Source organism: Streptomyces sp. NPDC007205 (assembly GCF_040634095.1).
In the GTDB taxonomy this organism is placed as follows: Bacteria; Actinomycetota; Actinomycetes; order Streptomycetales; family Streptomycetaceae; genus Streptomyces.
Window position 1 is genome coordinate 54,275 of record NZ_JBEYEW010000002.1, and the last position, 25,373, is coordinate 79,647.

Annotated in this window: 26 protein-coding genes and 1 pseudogene; 7 read left to right on the top strand and 20 right to left on the bottom strand. The window is 71.8% G+C overall.

From position 1 onward, the window contains the following. The first annotated feature begins 31 nt into the window (after positions 1-31). Positions 32-733: a DsbA family protein gene (locus ABZ624_RS03785; protein WP_360082268.1), complete on the top strand. Its 702-nt coding sequence runs from the start codon at positions 32-34 to the stop codon at positions 731-733. 561 nt (positions 734-1,294) lie between these two features. Then, entirely contained in the window at positions 1,295-1,618 is a 324-nt protein-coding gene (locus ABZ624_RS03790; protein WP_360082270.1) for a hypothetical protein, read from the top strand. Positions 1,619-1,785: 167 nt separating this feature from the next. Here ABZ624_RS03790 and ABZ624_RS03795 read toward each other — a convergent pair whose 3' ends face one another. The 15 genes from ABZ624_RS03795 to ABZ624_RS03865 all read right to left on the bottom strand — a co-directional run bounded on the left by ABZ624_RS03795 (position 1,786) and on the right by ABZ624_RS03865 (position 16,989). After that, positions 1,786-2,592, bottom strand: coding sequence for a sirohydrochlorin chelatase (locus ABZ624_RS03795; protein WP_360082272.1), 807 nt, complete (start codon positions 2,590-2,592; stop codon positions 1,786-1,788). A gap of 8 nt (positions 2,593-2,600) precedes the next feature. Next, positions 2,601-3,491 (bottom strand): ABC transporter permease, encoded by an 891-nt coding sequence (locus tag ABZ624_RS03800; protein WP_360082274.1) that lies wholly within the window; start codon positions 3,489-3,491, stop codon positions 2,601-2,603. Beyond that, a complete protein-coding gene (locus ABZ624_RS03805; protein WP_360082276.1) occupies positions 3,478-4,281 on the bottom strand; it encodes an ABC transporter ATP-binding protein in 804 nt (267 codons plus the stop codon). Before ABZ624_RS03805 ends, ABZ624_RS03800 begins: the two co-directional genes overlap by 14 nt. A gap of 12 nt (positions 4,282-4,293) precedes the next feature. Then, positions 4,294-5,397 (bottom strand): aliphatic sulfonate ABC transporter substrate-binding protein, encoded by a 1,104-nt coding sequence (locus ABZ624_RS03810; RefSeq protein WP_360082278.1) that lies wholly within the window; start codon positions 5,395-5,397, stop codon positions 4,294-4,296. A 223-nt stretch (positions 5,398-5,620) separates the two neighbouring features. Then, entirely contained in the window at positions 5,621-6,955 is a 1,335-nt protein-coding gene (locus ABZ624_RS03815; RefSeq protein ID WP_360082280.1) for a GTP-binding protein, read from the bottom strand. A 2-nt stretch (positions 6,956-6,957) separates the two neighbouring features. Next, a complete protein-coding gene (cysD, locus tag ABZ624_RS03820) occupies positions 6,958-7,902 on the bottom strand; it encodes a sulfate adenylyltransferase subunit CysD (RefSeq protein ID WP_360082282.1) in 945 nt (314 codons plus the stop codon). After that, complete coding sequence (cysC, locus tag ABZ624_RS03825) at positions 7,899-8,435, bottom strand: adenylyl-sulfate kinase (RefSeq protein ID WP_360082284.1); 537 nt, start codon at positions 8,433-8,435, stop codon at positions 7,899-7,901. The genes cysD and cysC overlap by 4 nt, the downstream gene beginning before the upstream one ends. Before the next feature lie 35 nt (positions 8,436-8,470). Beyond that, positions 8,471-9,193 (bottom strand): phosphoadenylyl-sulfate reductase, encoded by a 723-nt coding sequence (locus ABZ624_RS03830; RefSeq protein WP_360082286.1) that lies wholly within the window; start codon positions 9,191-9,193, stop codon positions 8,471-8,473. Next, positions 9,190-9,381 (bottom strand): hypothetical protein, encoded by a 192-nt coding sequence (locus ABZ624_RS03835; protein ID WP_360082289.1) that lies wholly within the window; start codon positions 9,379-9,381, stop codon positions 9,190-9,192. Before ABZ624_RS03835 ends, ABZ624_RS03830 begins: the two co-directional genes overlap by 4 nt. After that, positions 9,378-11,078, bottom strand: coding sequence for a nitrite/sulfite reductase (locus tag ABZ624_RS03840; protein ID WP_360082291.1), 1,701 nt, complete (start codon positions 11,076-11,078; stop codon positions 9,378-9,380). The genes ABZ624_RS03835 and ABZ624_RS03840 overlap by 4 nt, the downstream gene beginning before the upstream one ends. A 125-nt stretch (positions 11,079-11,203) precedes the next feature. Further along, on the bottom strand, positions 11,204-11,287 hold the full coding sequence (locus ABZ624_RS03845) for a putative leader peptide (RefSeq protein ID WP_310739661.1): 84 nt from the start codon (positions 11,285-11,287) through the stop codon (positions 11,204-11,206). 223 nt (positions 11,288-11,510) lie between these two features. Beyond that, positions 11,511-12,083: a GNAT family N-acetyltransferase gene (locus ABZ624_RS03850; protein WP_360082293.1), complete on the bottom strand. Its 573-nt coding sequence runs from the start codon at positions 12,081-12,083 to the stop codon at positions 11,511-11,513. Positions 12,084-12,169: 86 nt separating this feature from the next. Continuing rightward, positions 12,170-13,501 carry a hypothetical protein gene (locus ABZ624_RS03855; RefSeq protein WP_360082295.1) on the bottom strand — a complete coding sequence of 444 codons (1,332 nt, stop codon included), beginning with the start codon at positions 13,499-13,501 and terminating at the stop codon, positions 12,170-12,172. 174 nt (positions 13,502-13,675) lie between these two features. Further along, positions 13,676-14,962: a GAF domain-containing protein gene (locus ABZ624_RS03860; protein ID WP_360083171.1), complete on the bottom strand. Its 1,287-nt coding sequence runs from the start codon at positions 14,960-14,962 to the stop codon at positions 13,676-13,678. A gap of 389 nt (positions 14,963-15,351) precedes the next feature. After that, on the bottom strand, positions 15,352-16,989 hold the full coding sequence (locus tag ABZ624_RS03865; protein WP_360082297.1) for an acyl-CoA dehydrogenase family protein: 1,638 nt from the start codon (positions 16,987-16,989) through the stop codon (positions 15,352-15,354). 131 nt (positions 16,990-17,120) lie between these two features. Between ABZ624_RS03865 and ABZ624_RS03870 the strand changes: the two genes are divergently transcribed. Further along, on the top strand, positions 17,121-18,323 hold the full coding sequence (locus ABZ624_RS03870) for a YihY/virulence factor BrkB family protein (protein WP_360082299.1): 1,203 nt from the start codon (positions 17,121-17,123) through the stop codon (positions 18,321-18,323). Positions 18,324-18,383: 60 nt separating this feature from the next. On the opposite strand, the gene ABZ624_RS03875 is transcribed toward ABZ624_RS03870, so the two are convergent. Then, positions 18,384-18,791, bottom strand: coding sequence for a hypothetical protein (locus ABZ624_RS03875; RefSeq protein WP_360082301.1), 408 nt, complete (start codon positions 18,789-18,791; stop codon positions 18,384-18,386). A gap of 96 nt (positions 18,792-18,887) precedes the next feature. Between ABZ624_RS03875 and ABZ624_RS03880 the strand changes: the two genes are divergently transcribed. Then, entirely contained in the window at positions 18,888-19,841 is a 954-nt protein-coding gene (locus ABZ624_RS03880; protein ID WP_360082303.1) for a VC0807 family protein, read from the top strand. Next, positions 19,814-20,500 (top strand): AraC family transcriptional regulator, encoded by a 687-nt coding sequence (locus ABZ624_RS03885; RefSeq protein WP_360082305.1) that lies wholly within the window; start codon positions 19,814-19,816, stop codon positions 20,498-20,500. Before ABZ624_RS03880 ends, ABZ624_RS03885 begins: the two co-directional genes overlap by 28 nt. Here the strand turns inward: ABZ624_RS03885 and ABZ624_RS03890 are convergent. Together ABZ624_RS03890 and ABZ624_RS03895 are read right to left on the bottom strand one after the other, a co-directional pair. Beyond that, the gene (locus tag ABZ624_RS03890) at positions 20,483-20,884 is read right to left on the bottom strand and encodes a VOC family protein (protein WP_360082307.1); all 402 of its coding nucleotides are present in this window, start codon (positions 20,882-20,884) and stop codon (positions 20,483-20,485) included. The two genes, ABZ624_RS03885 and ABZ624_RS03890, sit on opposite strands and share 18 nt — an antisense overlap. A gap of 288 nt (positions 20,885-21,172) precedes the next feature. After that, positions 21,173-21,805, bottom strand: coding sequence for a VOC family protein (locus tag ABZ624_RS03895; RefSeq protein WP_360082309.1), 633 nt, complete (start codon positions 21,803-21,805; stop codon positions 21,173-21,175). Positions 21,806-22,046: 241 nt separating this feature from the next. On the opposite strand from ABZ624_RS03895, the gene ABZ624_RS03900 reads away from it, so the two are divergent. Beyond that, positions 22,047-22,910 carry an isocitrate lyase/PEP mutase family protein gene (locus tag ABZ624_RS03900; protein ID WP_360082311.1) on the top strand — a complete coding sequence of 288 codons (864 nt, stop codon included), beginning with the start codon at positions 22,047-22,049 and terminating at the stop codon, positions 22,908-22,910. Continuing rightward, entirely contained in the window at positions 22,907-23,170 is a 264-nt protein-coding gene (locus tag ABZ624_RS03905) for a hypothetical protein (protein WP_360082313.1), read from the top strand. The genes ABZ624_RS03900 and ABZ624_RS03905 overlap by 4 nt, the downstream gene beginning before the upstream one ends. Positions 23,171-23,400: 230 nt before the next feature. Here the strand turns inward: ABZ624_RS03905 and ABZ624_RS03910 are convergent. Further along, positions 23,401-23,780 (bottom strand): annotated as a pseudogene (locus ABZ624_RS03910) (LacI family DNA-binding transcriptional regulator); the annotation flags it as partial. A 142-nt stretch (positions 23,781-23,922) separates the two neighbouring features. Beyond that, complete coding sequence (locus tag ABZ624_RS03915; RefSeq protein WP_360082315.1) at positions 23,923-24,936, bottom strand: hydroxyacid dehydrogenase; 1,014 nt, start codon at positions 24,934-24,936, stop codon at positions 23,923-23,925. Between the last annotated feature and the right edge of the window lie 437 nt (positions 24,937-25,373).

The window sequence follows — 25,373 nt, forward strand, 5'->3', positions numbered from 1 at the left end:
ACTACGCCAATGGGGGACTAGCGTCGCCACCATGACGTACCGCGCCACCGCTACCGCGACCGAGTCCGCCACCGCCACCGAGCCGGCCACCGCCACCGAACCCGCCACCGAGTCCGCCACCGAGTCCGCGCCGACCCGGATCGACTTCTTCTTCGACCCGGCCTGCCCCTTCGCCTGGATCACCTCCCGCTGGCTGCTGGAGGTCGAGCGCCTGCGTCCGCTCGACCTCCGGTTCCGGGTGATGAGCCTGTACCTGCACAACACGGGCAACGAACTGCCCGACTGGTACCGGGACTTGGTGGACCGCTCCGTCGGCCCGGTGCGGGTCGCCGTGGCCGCCGCCGAACGGCACGGCGCGAAGGTGCTGCGCGACCTGTACACCGCGTTCGGCACCCGGATCCACGAACGCGGCACCCAGGACTTCGACCAGGTGATCAACGAGGCGCTCGACGAACTCGGGCTGCCCGCCGAGCTGTCGGCCGCCGCCCACGACCCGTCGTACGACGACGCGGTGCGCCGCAGTCACACGGCCGGCGCCGAGCCGGACTCGGGCGGCTACGTGGGGACGCCGACCCTCCACATCGACGGAACGGTGTGGTTCGGGCCCGTGCTGCGTGCCGTGCCGCGCGGAGCCGCGGCGGCCGAACTCTTCGACAGCTTCCGGGTGCTGGCCCGCCACCCCGACCTCTTCGAACTCAAGCGCACCCGCACCGGTGCCCTCCGCTTCGACTGACCGGGAAGCACAGTGGCCGATAAACGCCCCTCGCGCCCGACGAGTTCGCCGACCGTGTGACACAGGGGCCGCGACCGGCGCAGTACGAAGAGCCGTCGCGGTCCGACGTCACAGGGGAGCGCCGGACCCGGCGGCCTCTACCACGCCCACCGCCCCCAGGGCCGGTGCTCGCCGAACCTCGCGACAAACCCGCCGGGTTGTCCCTAGGGTGAAGCGCGCTGACAGCCGGAGGGGGCGTATGAGCGTGACGGGCCGACCATGGGCGGTGCTGCCGTGGTACCGCGGGGACGGAGCGCCCCGGCGTCCGGGAACCCGGTCAACGAACACCGGTCACCCGGAAGGGTGGCGATTTTCGGACGTCATCGACCCGGACACCCGCGTGTCACGCCACCTGGAGGGCGTCTGCGGACCGCGGGGGCCGCGGATGAGGAACCGGCTCCCCTTCCCCCGCAGTACGCGGACCCACGACATCGGTAACGTCAGCGGTTCCGGCAACTTCGGCCGTCCAGGGCCAACGCCCCACCTGCGAGGGCCCGTTCGGGCCACGAACGAGGACAGGACATGAGCACCTACAACTTCGGAAACCTCAACGGCCCGGCCAGCTTCGGCGACTACGGCCGCATCGACACCAATTACGGCACACCCGACCTGGAGACCCTCATGGCCGTCGCCGAGCGGCTCACCGAGGCACTGCGCGCCGAGTACCCGGCGCTGGCGCGGTGCGGGGAGAGCATCCAGGCCGAGCTGGCGCTGTCCGCCGAGGACGGCCTGCCGCCCAACCGGGGGCGGATCCGCACCGCGTTGGAGACCGTCGCCGTCGCGGCGGGGGCCGGCACCGGCAGCCTCACCTTCACCCGGCAGCTCACGCACGCGCTCGGCCTGTGACCGGCCGCAGCCCCGCCGCCGGGGCCGCCCGCGTCGGACCGGACCGCGACGGCACCGTATGACGCGTCGGCCGGCGAGCACGCCGTAGGCGGCCACGAGCGGGCTCGGCGGCGGCCCCGGCAGGGCCCCGGGCGGCCGGCAGGAGTCTGCCGGGGCGGCCGGAACGGTCAGGCGCCCAGTGCCGCCAGCGCCGGCCGGCATGCCGCGTCGTAGCGTTCCAGCAGTACCCGCGCCACCTCGGGCGCCGGGCCCAGCACGTCGGCCAGCACGTCGGCCCCGGCCGCGCCCCGCGCGATACGGTCCGGCAGGAAACCGGGGGCCAGGACGTACGGCGCGACGGCGACCCGCCCGCAGCCGAGGGCGCGCAGCTCGGCCACGGCGTCCTCGGTGCGGGGGAACCCCGCGGCAGAACCGGCGGAGGCGAACGCGGGCCGCACGGCGCACCAACCGGTGTGCCACCACTCCCGCGCGATGTCGGCGACCACGGCGATCGCCTCCGGGTCGGAGGACCCCGCCGAGGCCAGCACGACCCCGGTCGAGGACTTGTCGGCGGGTGTCAGCCCCGCCTCGTACAGCCGCCGTTCCAGCGCCGACAGGAGCAGCGGGGAGGGGCCGAGCACGTCCGCCTGGCGGATCCGCAGCCGTGGCGGCGCGGCCCGCAGTACGGCCGGAATGTCCGCCTTGGCGTGGAAGGCGCGGGTCAGCAGGAGGGGGAGGGCCACGACGTCACGTACTCCCTCGCGTCGCCCGCCACCACCCCCGCGACGAGGCGCTTCGCGCCGCACCTCTTCTGCCAGGGACTCCAGCACCCCCTGCACGGACGGGACGTTGAAGTCCAGGAAGCCGGTCTCCACGCGCAGCCCCGGCCGCAGCGACCGTACCCGCTCCACGAGGGCGTGCACGGTCGCGGCGTGCCGTGGGTCACGGCTGCCGTGGGCGACGACCACGAGGACGGGGCGGAGCGGACGGTGCACGGTGTGCCTCAGCCCTTCACCAGCAGGCCGCGGCTGCGCAGCACCCACCGCTCCAGCGGGCTGAAGATCAGCAGGTCGATGGCGATGCCGACGAACAGGATCAGGAAGATCGCCTCGAACACCATGGACATGGAGCTGGCGTTGCGGCCGTTCTCCAGCAGCGCGCCCAGACCGATGCCCAGATCGGGCGAGGAGGCGATGATCTCCGCGGCCATCAGCGAACGCCAGGAGAAGGCCCAGCCCTGCTTGAGACCCGCCAGATAGCCGGGCAGCGCGGCCGGCAGGACGATGTGCCAGGCGCCCTTCAGCCCCGTCGCCCCCATGGTGCGGCCCGCCCGCAGGAACAGCGGCGGCACCTGGTCGATGCCGGACACCAGGCCGTTGGCGATGGAGGGGACGGCGCCGAGCAGGATCACCGCGTACATCATCGAGTTGTTCAGGCCCAGCCAGATCACGGCCGGCGGCACCCACGCCACCGAAGGCAGCGACTGCAGACCGGACAGCACCGGGCCGATCGCGGCGCGCACGAACTTCACCCGGGCCACCAGCAGCCCCAGCGGAGTGCCGATGGCCAGTGCGAACAGGAAGCCCAGCAGGCCCCGGGAGACGCTGGTCCAGATGTAGCCGAGCAGCTTGCCCTGCAGCCAGGCGTCCTTGAACTCGCCTCCCACGTCGGCAGGGGAGGGCAGCTTCGCCGGATCGGCGACGATCTTGAAGGAGATCAGCGCCTGCCACACCACCAGCACCACCAGGGCGGCGACGAGGGGAGGCAGGATCTTGTTGCCGAACGTCTGCCGGAACGGGGTCCGGCCGACGACACCGGCCTCCAGGGCGTCCAGGCCCGCCTCGACGCTCGCGGCGTCCTGCAGGGCGGCCTTGGTCGTGTCAGTGCTGGCCATGGCGGCGGATCTCCCCACGCAGGACTTCGGTGATCTCGAGGGACAGTTCGGCGACCGGCGCGTCCTCGATGCGCCGCGGCTGCGGAATGTCCACCTGCCACTCCCGTGCCACCCGGCCCGGACGGGAGGACAGCAGTACGACCCGCTGCGCGAGCCGCACCGCCTCGCGGACGTTGTGCGTCACGAACAGGACGGACAGGCCCGTCTCCTCCCAGATCCGGGTCAGTTCGTCGTGCAGCAGGTCACGGGTGATCGCGTCCAGCGCGGCGAACGGCTCGTCCATCAGCAGCAGCCGGCTGTCCTGGGCGAGCGCGCGGGCCATCGCGACCCGCTGGCGCATACCGCCGGACAGCTCGTGCACCCGCTTGCCGTACGCGCCCTGGAGCCGGACGAGTTCGAGCAGTTGCTCGGCCCGGCCGCGCCGCTCGTTCTTCGCGACGCCGCCGAGCTTCAGGGCGAGTTCGATGTTCTTGCCCGCGGTCAGCCACGGGAACAGGGCGTGCTCCTGGAACATCAGGGCCGGACGCCCGCCGGTCGTGATGCTGCCGGCGGAGGGCTGGTCCAGCCCGGCCACCAGGTTCAGCAGCGTCGACTTGCCGCAGCCCGAGGCCCCCAGGAGGGTGACGAACTCGCCCGGAGCGACATCGAGGCTGATGTCGTCCAGGACGAGCTGCTGCCCACCGGGTCCCGCGAAGGACTTCGAGACATGCTCGATGCGTGCCGCGTGCTCGACCGACTCGGCGGCCTTGGCGAAGGTCGTGGCCATGGTCGTCACCTCCTGGGAACTCATCGGCTACGGGGGTTACTTGACGCCGAGCCCGGCGTCGCCGACGGCGCTGTCACCCTCGGCCCTGAGGACCTTGTTCAGGAGGGTGAGGTCGTAGATCCCGTCCAGCTTCGGGTTCTCCAGCAGACCGGCCCTCACGGCGTGCTGCGCCTCGGTGTCGAGGGTGGCCGCCAGCGGGTCGTCGGTGAACCGGATGGACTTCCACGCCGGATCCAGGACCTTCGCCGGCAGCGCCTTGCCGGTGTCGGACTCCAGCTGCTTGTTGGCCGCCGCCTTCGCCTGGTCCGGGTTGGCGTTGATCCACTTGTTGGCCTCGACCGAGGCCTTCAGCACGGCCTCGACCGCCTTCGGGTGCTCCTTGAGGAAGGCCTGCCGCACGATGATGTTCGTGATCACGAACTTCTTGTCCGGCCACAGCGCCGACTCGTCCAGCAGCACCCTGCCGCCCTCGGCGACCAGCTTGGACGCGGTCGGCTCCGGCACCCAGGCGCCGTCGACGGAACCGGACCTGAAGGCGTCCGGGGTCACCTTGTTGTCCGTGCGGACGACCGACACGTCGCCCTTGCCGCTCTGCGCGTCGACCTTCCAGCCCTGCGAAGCCACCCAGTTGAGGAACGCCACGTCCTGCGTGTTGCCGAGCTGCGGGGTGGCGATCTTCTTCCCCTTGACGTCCTTCAGGGACTTGATCTTCTTCGGGTCGACGACCAGCTTCACCCCACCGGATGCCGAACCGCCGATGATGCGCAGGCTCTTGCCGTCCGACTTGGTGTAGCCGTTGATCGCCGGGGAGGGGCCGATCCAGCCGATGTCGATGGAGCCCGAGTTCAGGGCCTCGATCTCGGACGGCCCCGCGTTGAAGATCTGGTACTTGGCCTCGGTGGCGCCCAGCTCCTTCTGGAAGAAGCCCTTCTGGTTGCCGACCAGGGCGGTGGCGTGCGTCAGGTTCCCGAAGTAACCGATCTTGACGGTGTCGAGCCCGTCGATCTTCTTGGCCCCGGCGGCGATCTTGGCGGTGTCGCCGTTCTTGGCCTGGGAACCGTAACCGCAGGCGGCGAGCGTGAGCAGGGGGAGTGCGGCGGTCACCGCGAGTATGCGGCGCAGGGCTTTGCTGGCAGGCACGGGAGGGTTTCCTCTCGTTGGCCCGGCGGTCACGGCCTTTCAGGCCGTGGCCGGGAAGTCGGCAGGTCTTCGTCTACGGCGGTGGGGGGTGAGGGCGCGCGAGCGGTGCGCGTACGTCACCGCGCACATCGCGCCACTCCGCCCTGCCCGCTGCCGAGGAAGCCGCTGCCGATGCGGCCGCCCTCCTTGGCGAACGTCGAGTAGACGTCGGTCGTCTTCATGCTCAGAAGTCCCAGCCGCCGTCTTCGGACGCGTCCGTGACCGGTTCGGGGGCGGCGAACGACTCGCCGACCATGCCCGCGGTCAGCGTGGTGCCGTCCGACGGGTCGATCAGGATGAAGGAGCCGGTGCGACGCGAGTCGGCGTAGGAGTCGACCGGGAGCGGTTCGGCGGTGCGGATCTTCACGCGGCCGATGTCGTTGGCGACGAGCCGGCCCGGGTGCGGGTGCAGGGACAGGTCGTCCAGCGTCAGCCGGGACGGGATGTCCTTCACGATCGCCTTGACCGTGCGGGTGCCGTGCTTGAGCAGCACCCGGTGGCCGACGGTCAGCGGTTCGTCGGCCACATGGCAGACGGTGGCCTCCACGTCCTGCGTGGTGGCCGGCGCGTCCTTCGACGGCACGATCAGGTCGCCGCGCGAGATGTCGATGTCGTCTTCGAGCAGCAGCGTCACCGACTGCGTCGTCCACGCCACGTCCACCGGCTCGCCCAGCAGGTCGATGCCGGAGATCCGGGTGGTCCGCCCGGACGGCAGGACCGTGACCTCGTCGCCGACCCGGAAGGTACCGGCCGCGATCTGTCCCGCGTAGCCCCGGTAGTCGGGGTGTTCGGCGCTCTGCGGCCGGATCACGTACTGCACGGGCAGCCGGGCGTGGCAGTGCGCCAGGTCATGGCTGACGGGCACGGTTTCCAGGTGTTCCAGGACGGTCGGGCCGCCGTACCAGTCCATGTTCGCGGACGGCTCCACCACGTTGTCACCGGCCAGCGCCGAGATCGGGATCGCGGTGACCTCGGGCACGCCCAGCTCGGTCGCGTACGCCGTGAACTCCTCGGCGATCGCGGCGAACACGCTCTCCTCGTACCCGACGAGGTCCATCTTGTTGACCGCGAGCACGGCGTGCGGGACGCGCAGCAGGGCCGCGATCGCCGCGTGCCGGCGGGTCTGCTCGACCACGCCGTTGCGGGCGTCCACCAGGATCACGGTCAGCTCGGCCGTGGAGGCACCGGTGACCATGTTGCGGGTGTACTGCACATGGCCCGGCGTGTCCGCGAGGATGAACCGGCGCCGGGGCGTGGCGAAGTAGCGGTAGGCCACGTCGATGGTGATGCCCTGCTCCCGCTCGGCGCGCAGGCCGTCGGTGAGCAGCGCGAGGTCCGGGCCGTCCTGGCCGCGGCTCGCGGAGGCCCGCTCCACGGCCTCCAGCTGGTCGGTGAGGACCGACTTGGAGTCGTGCAGGAGGCGTCCGACGAGCGTGGACTTGCCGTCGTCGACGGAGCCGGCGGTGGCGAACCGCAGCAGCGTGGTGGCCGAGAGCGCCTCGGTCGTGGTCGTGCTCATGCTTAGAAGTACCCCTCGCGCTTGCGGTCTTCCATCGCGGCCTCGGAGAGCTTGTCGTCGGCGCGGGTCGCGCCGCGCTCGGTGAGCCGGGAGGCGGCGATCTCGGCGATCACGGCGTCTAGCGTGGTGGCGTCGGAGTCGACGGCACCCGTGCAGGACATGTCACCGACGGTCCGGTAGCGCACCAGGCGCTTCTCCACGACCTCGTTCTCGCGAGGGCCGCCCCACTCGCCGGCCGTCAGCCACATGCCGCCCCGCTGGAACACCTCACGCTCGTGCGCGAAGTAGATCCGCGGCAGCTCGATGCCCTCACGGTCGATGTACTGCCACACATCCAGCTCGGTCCAGTTCGACAGCGGGAAGACCCGGACGTGCTCCCCGGGGGCGTGCCGGCCGTTGTACAGGTTCCACAGCTCCGGGCGCTGACGGCGCGGGTCCCACTGGGAGAACTCGTCCCGCAGCGAGAACACCCGCTCCTTGGCACGGGCCTTCTCCTCGTCCCGGCGCCCGCCGCCGAAGACCGCGTCGAACCGCTCGCCCTGGATCCTCTCCGTCAAGGGGAGGGTCTGCAACGGGTTACGGGTGCCGTCGGCACGTTCCTTGAGCACACCCCGGTCGATGTAGTCCTGGACGGACGCCACATGGAGGCGCAGCCCATGGGCTGCGACCACACGGTCCCGGTACTCAAGGACCTCCGGGAAGTTGTGTCCCGTGTCCACATGCAGCAACGAGAACGGCACGGACGCCGGCGCGAACGCCTTCAGCGCCAGGTGCAGCATGACGATGGAGTCCTTGCCACCGGAGAACAGGATCACCGGGTTCTCGAACTCGCCCGCCACCTCACGGAAGATGTGCACCGCCTCGGACTCCAGCGCGTCCAGGTGCGACAGGGCGTACGGGCTCTCCGTACCCTCGCCGCCCGTCGCGGCCTTGGCGACGGTCGTCATGCCAGTCCCCTCTCGCTCAGCAGGGCGTACACCGACGCCGCGGACTCCTGCACGGTCTGGTGCTGCGACTCGATCCGCAGGTCCGGCGTCTCCGGCTCCTCGTACGGGTCGTCGACCCCGGTGAGCCCCTTGAGGTCGCCCGCGGCCTGCTTGGCGTACAGCCCCTTCACATCGCGCACGCTGCACACCTCCACCGGGGTCGCCACATGGATCTCCAGGTACGACGTCCCGTTCTCCTCGTGCCGCTTGCGCACCGCGTCCCGGCTGTCCGCGTACGGCGCGATCACCGGCACCAGCGCCTTGACGCCGTTACGGGCCAGCAGTTCCGCGACGAAGCCGATGCGCTGCACGTTGGTGTGCCGGTCCTCGCGGGAAAAGCCGAGGCCCGCCGAGATGAACTCGCGGATCTCGTCACCGTCGAGCACCTCGACACGGTGGCCCTCGGCCCGCAGCCGGCCGGCCAGCTCGTACGCGATGGTGGTCTTGCCGGCGCTCGGCAGACCCGTGAGCCAGACGGTGGCTCCGGTGGTCACGTGGTTCTCCTGAGACTGTGAGGTCTGGGTGGTTGTCATCCGTGCAGCCCGCACTCGGTCTTGGCCCGCCCGGCCCAGCGGCCGGCGCGCGCGTCCTCGCCCTCCAGGACCCTGCGGGTGCAGGGGGCGCAGCCGATCGAGGCGTAGCCGTCCGTCAGCAACGGGTTGGTCAGCACGCCGTGTTCGGCGACGTAGGCGTCCACGTCGTCCTGCGTCCAGCGGGCGATCGGGGAGACCTTGACCTTCTGCCGCTTCTCGTCCCAGCCGACGACCGGGGTGTTCGCCCGGGTCGGGGACTCGTCGCGGCGCAGGCCGGTCGCCCACGCCTGGTAGCCCTTCAGCCCCTCTTCGAGCGGCTTGACCTTGCGCAGCGCGCAGCACAGGTCGGGGTCACGGTCGTGCAGCTTCGGACCGTACTCCGCGTCCTGCTCGGCGACCGTCTGCGCCGGCGTGAGGGTGATGACGTTGACGTCCATCACGGCCTCGACGGCGTCGCGGGTGCCGATGGTCTCCGGGAAGTGGTAGCCGGTGTCGAGGAAGACCACATCCACGGGGGCCTCGCCCTTCAGCACGCGCGAGGCGAGATGGGCGACGACGGCGTCCTCCATGGACGAGGTCACGCAGAACTTGGCGCCGAAGGTGTCGACCGCCCACTGGAGGATCTCCAGCGCGGAGGCGTCCTCCAGGTCACGGCCCGCCTGCTCGGCAAGCGCCTTCAACCCCTCGGTCGTACCCTGCTGTTCCTGAGCCGTCGTCATATCCCGTCGTCCCCTCCGTGGTCGGCTCGCTGAAGGCCCCGGGTGAGCAGCCCGAGGAACTTCAGCTGGAATGCGCGGTTGCATGCCGCGCATTCCCAGGCGCCGTGGCCGCCTTCCAGAGCTTCGCTCGGCCGAAGGTCCTCGTCGCCGCAGTAGGGGCAGTAGAAAGGTGCGGCCCGCTCGCTCACGACAGGGCCTCCTCGGAAGCGCGGGAAGCCCAGGTGGCGAACCGCTCGCCGGCCTCGCGCTCCGCCTGGAACCGCTTGAGCACCCGCTCGATGTAGTCGGGCAGTTCGTCCGCGGTGACCTTCAGACCGCGCACCTTGCGGCCGAAGCCCGGCTCCAGGCCCAGGGCGCCGCCGAGGTGCACCTGGTAGCCCTCGACCTGCTCGCCCTGGTCGTTGAGGACCAGCTGACCCTTGAGACCGATGTCCGCGACCTGGATACGGGCGCAGGCGTTGGGGCAGCCGTTGAGGTTGATGGTGATCGGCTCGTCGAAGTCCGGCAGCCGGCGCTCCAGTTCGTCGATGAGCGTGGAGCCGCGCTGCTTGGTCTCGACGATGGCGAGCTTGCAGAACTCGATGCCGGTGCAGGCCATGGTGCCGCGCCGGAAGGAGGACGGCCGGGCGGTGAGGTCCAGCGCCTCCAGCCCCTCGACCAGCGACTCGACCTTGTCCTGTGCGACGTCGAGGACGATCATCTTCTGCTCGACGGTGGTACGGACCCGGCCCGAGCCGTGCGCCTCCGCGAGGTCGGCGATCTTCGTCAGCGTGGCACCGTCGACGCGGCCGACGCGCGGCGCGAAACCGACGTAGAACCGGCCGTCCTTCTGCCGGTGCACACCGATGTGGTCGCGCCACTGCTGGACCGGCTGCTCGGGAGCGGGCCCGTCGACCAGCTTGCGCCCTCCCAGGTACTCGTCCTCCAGCACCTGCCGGAACTTCTCCGCGCCCCAGTCGGCGACGAGGAACTTCAGGCGGGCGCGGTTGCGCAGCCGGCGGTAGCCGTAGTCACGGAAGATCGAGATGACGCCCTCGTAGACGTCCGGGACCTCGTCGCTCGGCACCCAGGCGCCGAGCCGTACGCCCAGCTTGGGGTTGGTGGACAGGCCGCCGCCCACCCACACGTCGAAGCCGGGGCCGTGCTCGGGGTGCCGTACGCCGACGAACGCCACGTCGTTGATCTCGTGCACCACGTCCAGCACCGGCGACCCCGAGATGGCCGTCTTGAACTTCCGGGGCAGGTTCGAGTACGCCTTGTTGTTCAGCACGCGGCGCTTGATCTCCTCCAGCGCCGGCGTGCCGTCGATGATCTCGTCCTCGGCGATGCCCGCCACCGGGGAGCCGATCATCACACGCGGGGTGTCACCGCAGGCGGTGACGGTCGACAGGCCCACGCCCTCCAGCCGGTCCCAGATCTCGGGCACGTCCTCGATCCGGATCCAGTGGTACTGGACGTTCTGCCGGTCGGTGATGTCCGCGGTGCCCCGCGCGAACTCCTGTGAGATCTCGCCGATGACGCGCAGCTGCCGGGTGGTGAGCGCACCGCCGTCGATGCGGACCCGCAGCATGAAGTAGCGGTCGTCCAGCTCCTCCGGCTCCAGGATCGCGGTCTTGCCGCCGTCGATCCCGGGCTTGCGCTGGGTGTACAGCCCCCACCAGCGCATCCGGCCGCGCAGGTCGCCGGGGTCGATCGAGTCGAAGCCGCGCTTGGAGTAGATCGTCTCAATGCGTGTCCGCACATTGAGACCGTCGTCGTCCTTCTTGACCTGCTCGTTGCCGTTGAGCGGGGTGAAGTGACCCACGGCCCACTGACCCTCACCACGGTGACGGCTCACCTTGCGGCGGGGCGCGGAGGCAGCGGGGTTCGGTGGAGTGGCGGCCATGGTTCTACGTCCTTCGGGACCGGGGGGAATCAGCTCTGACCTGCACAGAAGCGCGCACGCGGGCAGGCGTGCGCGTCCTTGCGCAAGGAGAATCGGGTACGGGGGTTCGCGGCGGTGCTGGAGGCTCAGCTCGCCGGACAGATGGCGCTGGACATGCGGCCGAGGTCGACGTGCCGCCGACTCACCAAGGCAATTCCAGTTCCAGGCATGACGGAAGCGTGTCACGGCGATCTGGACACAGTCCAGCTTTATCCAACATGCGGACACCCTTGTCCCGAAATGTGGAACAAGGGTGTCATCGCTCACAAACGCTGCGGGAAGGCTTGTCCCGCCAGGTCGGACGGGCTATCAGGGACGGGCCGGTCAGGACGGGCTGTCAGGGAAGGTCTGTCAGGGAAGGGCCGTCAAGGAAGGACTGTCGGGGAAGGACTGTCAGGTGGGGTACGCCCCGGGCCACGGCCCCGGCGGCGCCACCTCCGGCTCCGGTTCGACCTTGGTGTCGAACAGTTTGAAGCCGCGCCGTGTGTAGTTGTCCATGGCGAACTCGCCGTCGAGACTGCAGGTGTGCAGCCACACCCGCTTGGTCGGTGTCCGCCGCGGCCACCGCTCGGCCAGGTCCCAGGCGCGGGCCGTACCGTACGACAGCAGATGCCCGCCGATGCGCCGGCCACGGAAGGCGGGCAGCAGACCGAAGTAGACGATCTCGACGACACCCTCGTCCTGCGGGTCCAGCTCCACATAGCCGGCCGGGGTGCCCCGGTCGTAGGCCACCCAGGTCTCCACGCCGGGCCGGTCCAGATGCTCCTGCCACCGGGCGTACGTCCAGTCCAGCCGGTCGGTCCAGTGGATGTCGCCGCCGACCGACGCGTACAGGAAGCGGCTGAACTCGGGGGAGGGCACCTCGGCACGGACGACCCGTACGTCGCCCTCGGGCGCGGCGGCGGCCAGAAGATCGGCCGGCGAGGTCTGCTCCAGGGACCAGGTGGTGACGGGGACGCTGCTCATGGGGGCCAGGGAACCATCCCGGCACCCGGTCTGTCGATCGGCCGGCTCCGCCCGGGACGACCGGGACAGGCCCGGCGGCGGCCGGGTCAGCCCAGGGTACGGTCCAGGTCGGGCAGAGGGAGGGCGAAGAGCATGCGGTCGGACATGGACCACACCTCCCCCGTCTCCTGCCAGTAGGACAGCGACCCCGCCGACTGTGCCCAGCAGCGGTGCGAGGCGTCCGCGCCGCAGTGCGCGGCCTTCGCTCCCGTGGAGTCCTGCCGCCACAGGCCGCCGTGTCCGTCTCCCGAACCGGGCAGATGTCCCACATACCAGGACGGCTGTTCCGCCCCGGGCTGCCGGTACGACAGCACGCCCCGGATCCCGGCCGCCCGCGTCCGGTACGCCTCCACCGCCGTCACCCGCCCCGCGCCATCCGTGGCGAGCAGCCCGCCGCGCGCGGGATCCGTACTGAACGCATACCGCCACAGCCGCGCGTTCCGGTCCCCGTCCGGCGCGGTCCACTCCGCGGCGACCAGGCTGTCGGGGACCGTGCCCCGGTCGAGTGCGAGCGCGCCGGGACAGGGCGGCCCGGAGCGGGCGCAGCGGCCCGCGGTGAAGCGGTACGAGCCGACCGCGGGCATCACATACCGGTAGCCGTCGGCGGACCAGCCGCCGGGCACCCGGCCGATCGCGGGCCCGTCGACGCCGGCGCGCTGGATCCGGTCGAGGTCGTAGACATACAGCGCGTCGGCGCTGCCGGTCCTGGCCGTGACCAGCAGCTTGTCCTGGTACCAGACCATCCCGGATATCCCGGAGCCGAGCCCCCGGTAGTCACGGCCGCCGTCGACCGGCACCACCAGCAGCACCCAGCGGTAGGCGAGCCGGGCGGGGTCGTCGGCGTTCACGAAGGCGACCCTGGCCAGACCCCGCTCGTCGGCCCGGCCGGTGGCGGCGCTGTGGGTCCAGCCGGCGAGGACGACCCGGTGGGCGCCCCAGACACCGTCGTCGTCCGCGTCCCCGGAGGTGGTAACCGACGCCGGCCGCCAAGCCGTGCCCGCGGAGTCGGCCGGGTCCCAGCAGTAGGCGCGCGTGGCGGCCGGGGCGACGGGCAGGGACGCGCGGTCGGCGGAGGAGCAGTCGGCGGACGCACGCATCCCGCGGTCGGCGCTCGCCAGCACGGCGTCCACCCCGACCGGACGGCCCATCGCGGCGGAGAGCCGGTTCAGCGCACCCGTGGGCACCAGGTGCTCCTGGAGCCGCAGCCGGCCGGTCTCCGCCGAGGAGAGCGGCCTCAGCGCGCCGGGGCTGTCGGTGACACCCGCCTGGGAGACGCTGATCAGGGTGGCGGCCGCGGTGAGCGCCAGCGCGGTCCCGGTCAGGACCGCGCGCAGTGCAGCACCCCGCCTGCGCCGGCGATGTCTGCCGCGATGCTTCATCTCGTCCCCTCTTCCAGGGCTCCTCCGCCGCCGGTGCGCGCCGGCGCCGACGGTCCAACTGCGCCTGATGATCCGTACGTTGGAGCAGTGGTCAACCGGGGCGCCCCCTAGGGGATGCTACGGCAGTAACGGCCCGCGCAGGGTGAAGACGCCGCACATCCGCGGAAGACACGCTCACCGAGTCACGGGCCCGCCGCCCCGCGCGGCCGTCCGGCTCCGCGTGATCGCCGGCGCCGTAGACGAAGGCAGCAGGTCACGAGGGTCGTCGGGGAGCAGCACCTCGATCTCCGCGTCCTCACGGAAGCGATACGGCCGGTGCTGGAGAAGTTCCCCGAAGTACCGCCGGACCCGGGACATCTCAGCCCGTACCGTCACCGTGCGTGAGGGATCCCCGAACAGGTCCCCGGCCAGCTCCGCGGCACCGCGGCCGGACCGGTGGGCCGCGAGCAGATACAGCAACTCGGCGTGCCGGGGACTGAGTTGACGCGACCAGGAACCCGCGGACCCGGAAACCGTCAGGGTGCTGCGGCGCGGCCTGGCCAGGTCCAGCACGATCCGCGTGGCGGTGCCGAGCGGTTCCTCGGCCGCCCGCAGCAACCAGCCCCCGGCCAGCGGCTCCACCACGCACGAACCCAGCGACGGCAGCCACCGGCAGCCCGGCACCAGCGACTTGGGCAGCGCGACGCGCCGCACGTACGGCATCCCCGACACGGCCGCCGTCCAGCCGTCCCGGTCCACCACCAGCGCCCGCCCGTCCAGCCGGGCCAGCACCGGAGCCGCCACCGACCGCAGCCGCTCCAGCGCGTTCAGATGCAGCTCCCGCAGCCGGGCCTCGGCCAGCTTGGCCACCGAGTCGACCCAGGCGAGGGTCGCCGGATGCATCGTCTCCAGCGGGCCGCTGACGTCCACGACACCGATCAGCCGCCCGTCCCTGGGGTCGGTGATCGGCGCGCCCGTGCAGGTCCACGAGGTGTGCGAGCGGACGAAGTGCTCGGCGGCGAAGACCTGGACGGGCCGTCGTACGACCGCCGGAGTGCCCACCCCGTTGGTGCCGACGACGTCCTCCCGCCAGTCCGCGCCGAGTTCAAAACCGAGACCGTCCGCCTTGCGCAGCACCGGCGGGGCCCCCTCCCGCCACAGCACCCGCCCGTCGGCGTCCGCGACGACCATGATGTGCTGGGCCACATCGGCGACCGAAAGCAGACCCTCACGCAGCACCGGCAGGACATGCCTGAGCGGTGACTCCTCGCGCCGCCGCCGTACTTCCTCGAAGGACAGCAGTCCGGACCTGAAGTCGCGGTCGGGATCGACACCGCTGCGCAGCATCCGGTCCCAGGACTGCTCGATCACCGGCCGGGGTGCGATCCTCGCACGCCGACCGGCAAGCGTGGCGTCACGTGCCTCGCTCAGCAGCCGCGCCGCCTGTGCCGCGTCCACGGCGGCCAGGCGCGCCACGTTCATCGGCGGGTTCACCACGGGGGTCCTCCCGGAAGAGCGTCGAACAGAGTTGTCAAGCCGTCCGGGCGGCGGTTTCCGGTCCGGCTGTGCCTCTCATACTGCCGCTCCGGACAGACCGGAGGCACGCATCCAGCAGCACGTGCCCCGACAAGTTGCAACCCCTTGCAACCCTGGTGGACGGTCCAAGGGTGGCCGAGACTTGTCGCGTCCGCGGGCTCAACGGGCCCAGGTGGGCGGGGTGGTGCCGTGTCGGCGCAGCACCACCCCCTCCGGGAATCCGGCCGACTTCGCGGCAGCGGCTGCGTGGTGGGGGCGCGTCGGCGGCTGCGGGTTGCGGGTGGCCCCTCGCGCAGTTCCCCGCGCCCCTTGAGGCAGGACAGCGCGGCCCGTGCTCAAGAAATCGGGCGTGCTCGTTCCACAACGGCTTCCAGGTCCAAGCTCGTCGGCAAGGTTCCGAACGACGCGCCGTGGTCACCGCCCAACCGTGAGGCGCAGAAAGCGTCTGCTACCTCCGGTGGGGCGAAGCGGACCAGCAGGGAGCCCTGGAGGACCAGGGCGAGGCGCTCCACCAGGCGGCGGGCGCGGCCCTCGATGTCGCTCAGGTCGGCGAGTTCGGTGAAGAGGTCCTTCACGGCGCGGTCCAGGCGGTGGTCGGCGCCGTGTGCCCGGCCGATCTCGGTCAGGCAGGCGTCCAGCGCGCCCGGCTCCCGTTGCAGCGCCCGCAGCGCGTCCAGCGCCTGCACGTTTCCGGCCCCCTCCCAGACGGAGTTCAGCGGCGACTCCCGTACGAGCCGGGGCAGACCCGACTCCTCGACGTAACCGTTTCCGCCCAGGCACTCCGCGGCCTCGACCGCGACGGGCGCACATCGCTTGGTGATCCAGTACTTGGCGGCCGGCACCGCCAGCCGCAGGAAGGCACGCTCCTGCTCGCCGCCGTCGTCGTACGCGGCCGCGAGCCGGAGGGCGAGCGTGGTCGCCGCCTCGGACTCCAGCGCGAGGTCGGCGAGGACGTTGCGCATCAGCGGCTTGTCGAGCAGCCGCCCGCCGAAGGCCTCCCGGTGGGTGCAGTGGTGGATCGCCTGCGCCACCGCCTGCCGCATCAGGCCCGCCGAGCCCACAGCGCAGTCCAGCCTCGTCGCCGCGACCATCTCGATGATCGTCCGCACCCCGCGCCCCTCCTCACCGACCCGGCGGGCCCAGGTGCCGGCGAACTCCACCTCGGCGGAGGCGTTGGAACGGTTGCCCAGCTTGTCCTTCAGCCGCTGCACGAGGAAGACGTTGCGGCTGCCGTCGGGCAGGACACGCGGCACCAGGAAACAGGTGAGGCCGCCGGGGGCCTGGGCGAGCACGAGGAATGCGTCCGACATCGGCGCCGAGCAGAACCACTTGTGCCCGGTCAGTGTGTACGCGCCGGCCTCGCCGAGCGGCCGGGCCTCGGTGGTGTTCGCGCGGACGTCGCTGCCGCCCTGCTTCTCGGTCATGCCCATACCGAAGAGCACGCCGGCCTTCCGCCCGGCGGGCCGCAGCTCCCGGTCGTAGACCGTGGACGTCAGCCGCGGCTCCCACTCGGCGGCGAGCGCCGGGTCGGTGCGCAGCGCCGGCACGGCCGCGTGCGTCATCGACAGCGGACAGCAGTTGCCCGCCTCGGCCTGCGTCCAGACCAGGAACCCGGCGGCCCGGCGAACGTGCCCCGACGGCCGGATCCAGGCCCCGGTCAGGCCCGCCGACACACCCTTGCCGAGCAGCCGGTGCCAGGACGGATGGAAGTCGACCTCGTCGATCCGGTGGCCGTACCGGTCGTGGGTGCGCAGCCGCGGCGGGTGCTCGTTCGCCTGCGCCCCCCACTCCTGCACCTGCGCCGAACCGGCGGCGCGGCCCAGCGCGGATAGCTCCGCGCGCACCTCGTCGAGCACGTCCGGGCCGGTGTGCCGCTCGACGGCCGCCACGAGGGCCCGGTCGGCGGTGAAGAGGTCGTAGCCGACCAGCGGGGGCGGCTGGTTCGTCACGGTGTGGGTGGAAAGGCCTGCCATGATTGCGAACCTACCCGGGACGGCGGCGGTGATGACCTCCAGAGTGGCACAGCGGCACCGCCGGGCGCGCCGGATGCGGTCACCCGCCCCGGAAGATGAGGGCGGTCCCGTGCTGCGGATACCTTTGGGTCGTGCAGCCAGCAAGTGAACCCCCCGAGCCGCCCGCCGGTCGCCTTCACCGGGCCAGGGCCCTCTACCGGAACGTCTCCAAGCGCAGGACCGCCTGGCTGCTGCTCAAGGACACCGTCAACTCCTGCATGGAGTACCGCATCCTGGGCCTGGCGGCCGAGGCGGCCTTCTTCACGCTGCTGTCCGTGCCGCCGCTGCTGCTCTGCCTCATCGGGCTGCTCGCCTACGTCGACACCTGGACGGGCGCCCACACCATCCGCAGCCTGGAGACCAACATCCTCGACGCCTCGCGGACGGTCCTGTCCGACAAGGGCGTGAAGGAGATCACCCAGCCGATCCTGCACGACGTGATGAAGGGCGGCCGGCCCGACGTCATCTCCATCGGCTTCGTCTTCGCCCTGTGGTCCGGCTCCCGCGCCGTGAACGTCTTCATCGACACCATCACCGTCATGTACGGCCTCGACGGCGTCCGGGGCATCGTCAAGACCCGGATGATGTCGTTCCTGCTGTTCATCGTGGCGCTGCTGATCGGCTCGGTGGCACTGCCGCTGATGGTGGCGGGCCCCGACGCGGTGGTGCGGGTGGTGCCCTGGTCGGAGACGGTCGTGCAGGTCCTGTACTGGCCGGTCGTCATCGTCCTGTCCATCGCCTTCCTGACGACCCTGTACCACGTCTCCGTGCCGGTCCGCTCCCCCTGGATCGAGGACGTCCCCGGCGCCCTCGTCGCCCTGGCCATGTGGGTCCTCGGCAGCTTCCTGCTGCGGATCTACCTCGTGCACACCATCGAGGGCGCCACCATCTACGGCTCCCTCGCCGCGTCCGTCGCCGTCCTCCTGTGGATCGGTGTGGCGGCCTTCGCCGTCCTCGTCGGCGCGGCCGTGAACGCCGCCATCGACCGGGTCTGGCCCGCCGCCGCCACGGCCGCCGCCCGTGCGGCCAACGAACGGATCCGCGAGACCCAGGTCGCCGAGTACGTCGCCCGGGCCACGTCGGCCCGCGACACCGACCCCGACGACCCCGACATGCCCTCCGAGTTCCCCGAGCGCTGGTCCCGCTTCCTGCCCCCCGAGGACGTCACGTCCCGCCTGCGCACCCACCCCAAGCACCCCCACCACCCCCACCACGCCCACAAGGCCAACGGCCGGCATCCGCACGAGCCGGGCGGGGACGGGGGGACGGAGGGGACGACAGAGCCGGAGAAGTGAGGGACGCGCCGCGGCTCTCACGGGCGCTGTACAGCCTCGGTGAACGGCCCCGTGTCGATGTCAGACTGCCCAGAGCTCGGTGAACGGCTCCGCGTCGACGTCAGACGGCCCAGGGCTCGGTGAAAGGTTCCGGGTCGGTGCCAGAGCGTCCGGGTCCCCCGGCTGCCGGCGCGTCGGCAAGGCCTGCTCCTCGCCGCAGGCCGACAGCAGCACCAGCCGCCGTACCCGAGCGCCCACGGCTGCACGGGCGAGCCGGCCGACCGTCTCCGGCGCGTCCGGCGCGTCCGGCGCGCCCACGTCGAGCGGATGGACGAGGTAGGCGGCACGGACCGTCAGACGGCCGAGATCGTCCGCGACGAACCAGGCCAGGAACGGGAACGTGAGCCCGAAGGAACACCGGGTCGGCCGAAGCGGGGGCCGGGCCTGAGGGGGACGGGTCTCCACCCGGTGAGTGATGCGGTGTTCCACCCATCTTCCACCCGTCTCTCCACCCGTGCTCCGATCCGCCCCGCACTGCCCCTCACCTAGCGTTTTTCCGCAGGCCGGTGCTGTCCGGCAGCGGGCATGGCGCGGGGCGAGGAGGCGGACGACATGGTGGACGTGGCGGACATGACGGGCCGGGAGCGGCGGGCGCGCACGGGAGCGAACGCGGGGGCCAACGCGGATGAGAGGAAGGGGGCGAGTACGGGGGCGAGTACGGGCGGGTCCGTCCACGGCCCGCTGCTGTCGATCGCCGTCGACCTCGTCCTGCCGCTCCTCGTCTACTACGCGGCCCGCGCCCTCGGCGCCGGACAGGGCCCGGCCTTGCTGCTCAGCGGCGCGCCACCCGCCCTGCGCCTGGTGACCGGCGCGGTCCGGCAGCGCCGCATCGACGGCGTGGACCTGTTCTTCACCGTGCTGCTGGCCGCCGCCGCGCTGACCACCCTGATCGGTGGCAGCACGCGGATCCTGCTGTTCAAGGACGCGGCGCTGTCCCTGGTGGTCGGCGGCTGGGTGCTCGGCACCGGCTTCACCGGCAGGCCGCTGGCCTTCCAGCTGGGACAGCGCCTGCACCGAGGTCCGGCGGCCCGGATACGGGCGGGGATGTGGCAGGACTTTGCCGAGTTCCGCCGGGGCCTGCGCGTCCTGACCGTGGTGTGGGGCGCCGAGCAGCTGCTCGACGGGGGCATCGGCGCACTCGCCGCCGCCACGCTGCCGACCGACGTGGTGCCGCTGCTCGGCCGCGTCCTCTCGTTCCTGCTGCTCGCCCTGGCCGCCGCGGTCACCGCCGCCTACGCCCGCCGTTTCCGCACCCGGCACGGTCTTCCGCTGTTCGGAGCCCCCGGCACCGGGGGCGGTGCCGGAGATCCGAGCGAGGGACGGCAGGCGGCGCCGAACGGCGCGATACGCACCCCGGCGTCTCCGGCGTCCCCGGACCGGCGCCCGAGTCGAGCCGGCGGTCGCGCCGCACGCCCGGCGGCGGGCACCGTCGGCGACGTAGGCTGGTCCCCGTGTACACGGAGCGGGCGTCCCGGCTGACCGGCGCTGTCGTGTGGACGAACACCCCGGAGGGAGCCGGTGGCGGCCCCGTGCTGCCCGACGGCTGCATGGACCTGCTGTGGAGCGAGGGCCGGCTGCTGGTCGCGGGCCCTGACACCGGCCCCTACGTCCCCGAGGGCCCGTCCCGCTTCTGGGCGGATGTCCGCTTCTTCCCCGGTACCGCTCCTGCCCTGCTCGGCGTACCGGCGCACGAACTGCGCGACCTGCGAGCCGAGTTGGCCGACCTCTGGCCCGCCGCCCGCGTCCGGCGGCTGCGCGACCGCGTCGAGGCGGCACCCGATCCGGCGACGGCGCTGGAGGACATCGCCCTGGAGCAGGCCGAGCGCACCGCCGCCCCCGACCCGCTGATGCACCGGCTGGTGGAGCGCCTGGACGAGGGCCGCCCGGTGTCCGCCACGGCCGCCGAACTCGGCATCGGCACCCGCACGTTGCACCGCCGCTGCCTGGGCGCGTTCGGCTACGGCCCCAAGACCCTGGCCCGCATCCTGCGTCTGCAGCGGGCGCTGGCGCTGGCCCGCTCCGGGACGCCGTACGCCGAGACGGCCGTCCGCGCGGGGTACGCGGACCAGCCCCACCTCGCCCGTGAGGTCCGGGAGTTGACGGGTATACCGCTCGGGAAGCTACTCGGCGGCGGGTAGCGGAGCGAACAGGTCGACGCCGTTGCCGTCGGGGTCGTGCACGGTGGCGTACCGCTGTCCCCAGAATGCGTCCCACGGCTTCAGCTCCCCGTGGTACCCGGCGGCCACCAGGTCCTCGTACAGGGCGTCGACCTCGGCGGGCGAGCCGCACCGGAAGGCGAGCCCCATGCGGCCGCCGCCCTCGGGCGGACGCCAGCCGGGGGAGAAGGAACGGACGGTCTCCTCGGTGTCCAGGGCGAAGATCAGTCCCCCGGGCAGTTCCGCATCGACGTGCGGCTGCTCCTCGGATCCCTCGGGGAAGACGAGGCCGAGGCGACGGTAGAAGGCGAGCGAGGCTGCCATGTCGGAAGTCACCACGCCGATCAGGGCGAATTGTGCAGTCATGCGGCCACCGTAGGCAGGCCCGGACCGTCCGGTCTTGAAGGAATCGGACACCGCGGGCTTCCGGGAAAGCGCGAGCCCGGGAGAACCGCAGGCCCGGGAAAAGGCGTTGCCCCGCGGCCGTTCCGGTCAGGCGTACCCCGCTGGTCGGCGCGGGGGCGGGGGGAGTGGCACACCGGCGCCCAGACCTCCGAAGCGCCTCCGCCCCCCGGTCTTCAGCCAAAGTTGACCGGCTCAGCCAAAGTTGACCGGCTCAGCCAGAGTTGACCGGCTCAGCGGAAGGTGACCGGCTCAGTCGAAGGTGACGGGTCCGTTGGGGGTGTCCACGGTGAAGGAGAGCGTGGCCGGTCCCGCGGCGAGCGCCAGCCCGGTGCCGAGGGCCGCCAGCGCGCCGCGCACCTCCTGCGGGTCCGGCGCCGTGGCGGACACCCCCAGCAGCGGGGTGACCGGCAGCCCCGTGGCCGCCGGGTGCCGGGAGTCGCCCCAGTCGATCAGGAACGGGACCAGACCGGAGGGATGCGCGTGGCCGCCGTCGGTCAGCCGCCACCGCAGCACGGTGCCGTCCGGCGTACGGCGGCTCATCGGGCGCACCGGACCGGGATCGTGACCCCGCACGCGGGCCGCCGTGATCGCCGTGTCCAGGTCGGGCGGGCTGATCGCCCAGGTAAGGGTGCGCGGCCCGGCCAGCCGGTCGACACCGAAGGGCCGCGGCCCGGCGGGCTCGGGCTGCCCAGGGTCGGGGCCGAGGATCTCCAGATAGCTCCGGCCGCCCAGGCCCACCAGATGGTTGCGCGTGCCGAGGCCAGGATGCACACCGCCGGGCACGGGCGTCACCCCGGTCCGCCGCGCGAAGTCGGCGACCGTCGCCGCCACGTCGGGCGTGGCGAGCACGAGATGGTCCAGGAGCGGGGGAACGGCGCTCATGCCGGGCGAGGCTACGGCCACCGCATCTGTGCTACAAGGGAGTTGGAACGAGCGGCAGCTGATCCGTACGGCTTCCTCCGTGACGTTTCTGCGGTGAACCGGTTCCGCCATTGGAGTGAGTAAAGCTCGCTTATGTGGATGGTCATGTGAGTATCTAGAGATGCTCTTGTCTTGGCAAAGGGCTTCGAGGCGCGGTGGTCCATCCGGCCCCGCGTCACCCACCCACAGGAGGAGCCGGACCTTGACTTACGGTAAGAAGCTGCGCGAGCGCATCGCCGGGCCCGGGACCACACCGCTGATCGGCGTGTACGACATGTACTCGGCGTCGATCGCGGCCAAGCACTACGACGGGATGTTCGTCTCGGGCTTCGGGTTCGCGGCCTCGTACTACGGGCTGCCGGACATCGGTTTCATCGCCTGGCCCGACATGGTGGCCTTCGTCCAGCGGCTGCGGGGCGCGTTCCCGCACCATCACCTGCTGGTCGACATCGACGACGGGTACGTCGACCCCGAGGTCGCCTGTCACGTCGTCGAGGGGCTGGAGCGCATCGGCGCCTCCGGAGTGATCCTGGAGGACCAGAAACGGCCCCGCCGCTGCGGCCACGCCGACGGCAAACAGGTGCTGCCCCTGGAGGAGTACCTGGAGAAGCTGCACAAGGTCCTCGAAACCCGGAGCGACCTGGTCGTCGTCGCCCGTACGGACGCCACAGACGAGCACGACATCCTGCACCGCGCCGAGCGCCTGGCCGCCACCGACGCCGACGTGGTCCTGGTGGACGGGGTGCGCAGCGTCGAGTGGATCAAGCGCATCCGCGAGGTCGTCGGAACCAAGCCGCTGCTGTTCAACCAGATCGCCGGCGGCAAGTCGCCCCGCCTCTCCCTCGGCGAACTGTCCGACCTCGGCGTCGATGTCGCGATCTACAGCACCCCGTGCCTGTTCGCCGCACACCAGGCGATGGACTCCGCGCTCACCGGACTGAAGGCGGCCGACGGCCGGCTGCCGGAGGTGGACCCGGCGAGCGGGATCGGTGTGAAGGCATCCACCAGCCTGCTCGAGCGCAACATCGCCCGCGAGCGGCTCACCCCCGAGGGCGTGGGCGCATGACCGGCGCCGTACCCCGGCTCGGGATGGCGGCGGCGGTCGCCGTCGCGGTGCTCGCGGCCGGTGCGGCACCGGCGGTCGCGTCCGGCAGCCTGATCACCGTGGTCGACAACTCCCACGCCGACTCCTGGCTGGAGGTCGACCGCACGGCCAACGTCCAGACCGGCAAGGGCACCGCCGGCAGTGACCACGACGGCAGCGCCGTGGACGCGATCGAGGCCCTCGCCGGAGGCGGCCACCAGCACCGGGAGGTCTGGGACTGAGCGGCCGGGAGACAACCGGTCACCGGACGACGACCGGTCACCGGACGACGACCGGTCACCGGACGACGACCGGTCACCGGACGACGACCGGTCACCGGACGACGACCGGTCACCGGACGACAACCGATCGTCGGACGGCAACCGGTCACCGCACGACAACCGATCGCTGACGCACGGCCGTCGACGACGGCGGCCGGGCACCCCGTGGAGGAGGCGCCCGGCCGTTGCCCGAACGGCACGCCGTACGCCTCGAAGGCCCGCTGCGCGCCTCTCAACCTGCCCTGCGCCGTGCTGAGTCCGGCGGGCCACGACGCGTCCTCGTGCTGCCGTAGGCGCCGCCCTCGTTGTCGTAGACCTTGGCCACATGGGCGAACGCGGCGCCGGTGATGCTGTTGATGAGGATCGCCACCGTCGGCGTGCCGCCACCGGCCAGGGAGCGGGCGTGCGCGTTGGTCACGTAGTCCAGGTCCCGGACGACCTCCATCACCCGCCCGCGCAGCGCGTCCGACACCGGGTAGTTGCCCGACAGCACCCGCGAGACGCTCGCCACGGACACACCAGCGCGCTCCGCGACGTTACGGGTGGTCGCCCGGCCGGCGTCACTGGGCACCTTGCGGTGACTCGCCGTTGCGGCTCCTTCGACGTCGTCGCGCGATCGCACCGGTCCGGGCCCCACCGGCACCGGTGCGCAGACCGTATCCCATCGTCACTCCAGGCCGACGGGCCTGTGGACAACGGTCCCGGCGCGCACATCAGGCGACCCGGGCCAGATCCGCGTGCCGCACCTCGTGCCGCAGCGGCACGTCCTCGGCCAGCCGCTCCAGCTCCTCGACGACGATCGCGCCCAGCCGCTCCAGCTCGTTGCCGAGAGAGCCCGCGATGTGCGGGGTGAGGAAGACGTTGGGAAGCTCGTACAGCGGGGAGCCGGCGGGCAGCGGCTCGGGGTCGGTGACGTCGAGGACCGCGCGCAGGCGCCCCGAGACCAGCTCCTCCGTCAGCGCGTCCTGGTCGACCAGCGCACCGCGCGCCGTGTTGATCAGCACGCCCCCGTCCGGGATGAGCGCGAGCCGGGCCCGGTCGAGCATGTGGTGGGTCTCGGGCATATCGGGGGCGTGCAGGCTGACGATGTCGCTGTGCCGCAGCAACTCCTCCAGCGGCAGCGGTCGCGCGCCCAGGGCGGCGGCCTCGGCCGGGCTCACATAGGGGTCGTGCAACAGGACCGTGAGGTCGAACGGCCGTAGCAGCTCCATGAGCCGGCGGCCCACACGCGAGGCCCCGACGACCCCGACGCGGCGGCCGAGGTTGCCGGTGGCCGCGGTCTCGGCGGGGGTCGGCACGGCGTGGGTGCGGCGGTAGCGCTCACGGTGCCCGAAGGCGTCCTTGCCGAGGAGCAGGATCATCGCGAGCGTGTACTCCGCCACCGGAAGGGCGTTGCCGGTGACCGCGCTGGACACGGTGACACCCTGTTTCCACAGGGCCTCGCCGACCAGGGAACGGACCGAGCCCGCGGCATGCAGGACGGCACGCAGCCCCGGGGCGGCGGCGAGGACACCGGCGTCCAGGTGCGGGCAGCCCCAGCCGGTGATCAGGACCTCGGCCGCGGCCAGGGCGTCGGCCACCGCCGGATCACCGAAGTCCCGTACGGCGAGCGCCGGGTCGAGGTCGGCCGTCCGCCTCAGCCGGGCCATGAGCGGCGGGGGGAAGAGCAACGGGAGGTGCACCGGATCCATCGCGAACACGGCCCGTGGCGGCTGGGGGCTGGGCATGACTCTCCTGACGAAACGGCGGCAGTAACGTTTCCAGAAAGCGCCTTCTACCGTAGGTCTGCCGGGAATGGCCGGTCAATCGGCGGGAGCGGAGCCGGACCCGGCGGGGCGGGGGGTGATTCCCGCTCCGGCGGGACGGCCGGGACCGTCGCGGCGCGGCCCGGCGCCGTAATCGGCACCTCGACGACACGCACACCTCCGCGAAGCACCACTCGATTACCACCAAATACCCCCAAAGGGCGGCGGCGGGGATTACGGCTCCACCAGCGGCGGCCACGACCAGCTCGGCTTAGGCACCCTCATGTACGCCAAGTGACCGACCCCGCACCCACCGCCCCGCCGTAACCCGAACGGCCCTCCCGCCTGCCCGAGCGCCGGAATACCGGACGCTCTTGTGGTGCTCTGTTGTTGCACAGTGCACGAGTGCGCCGGTGCAC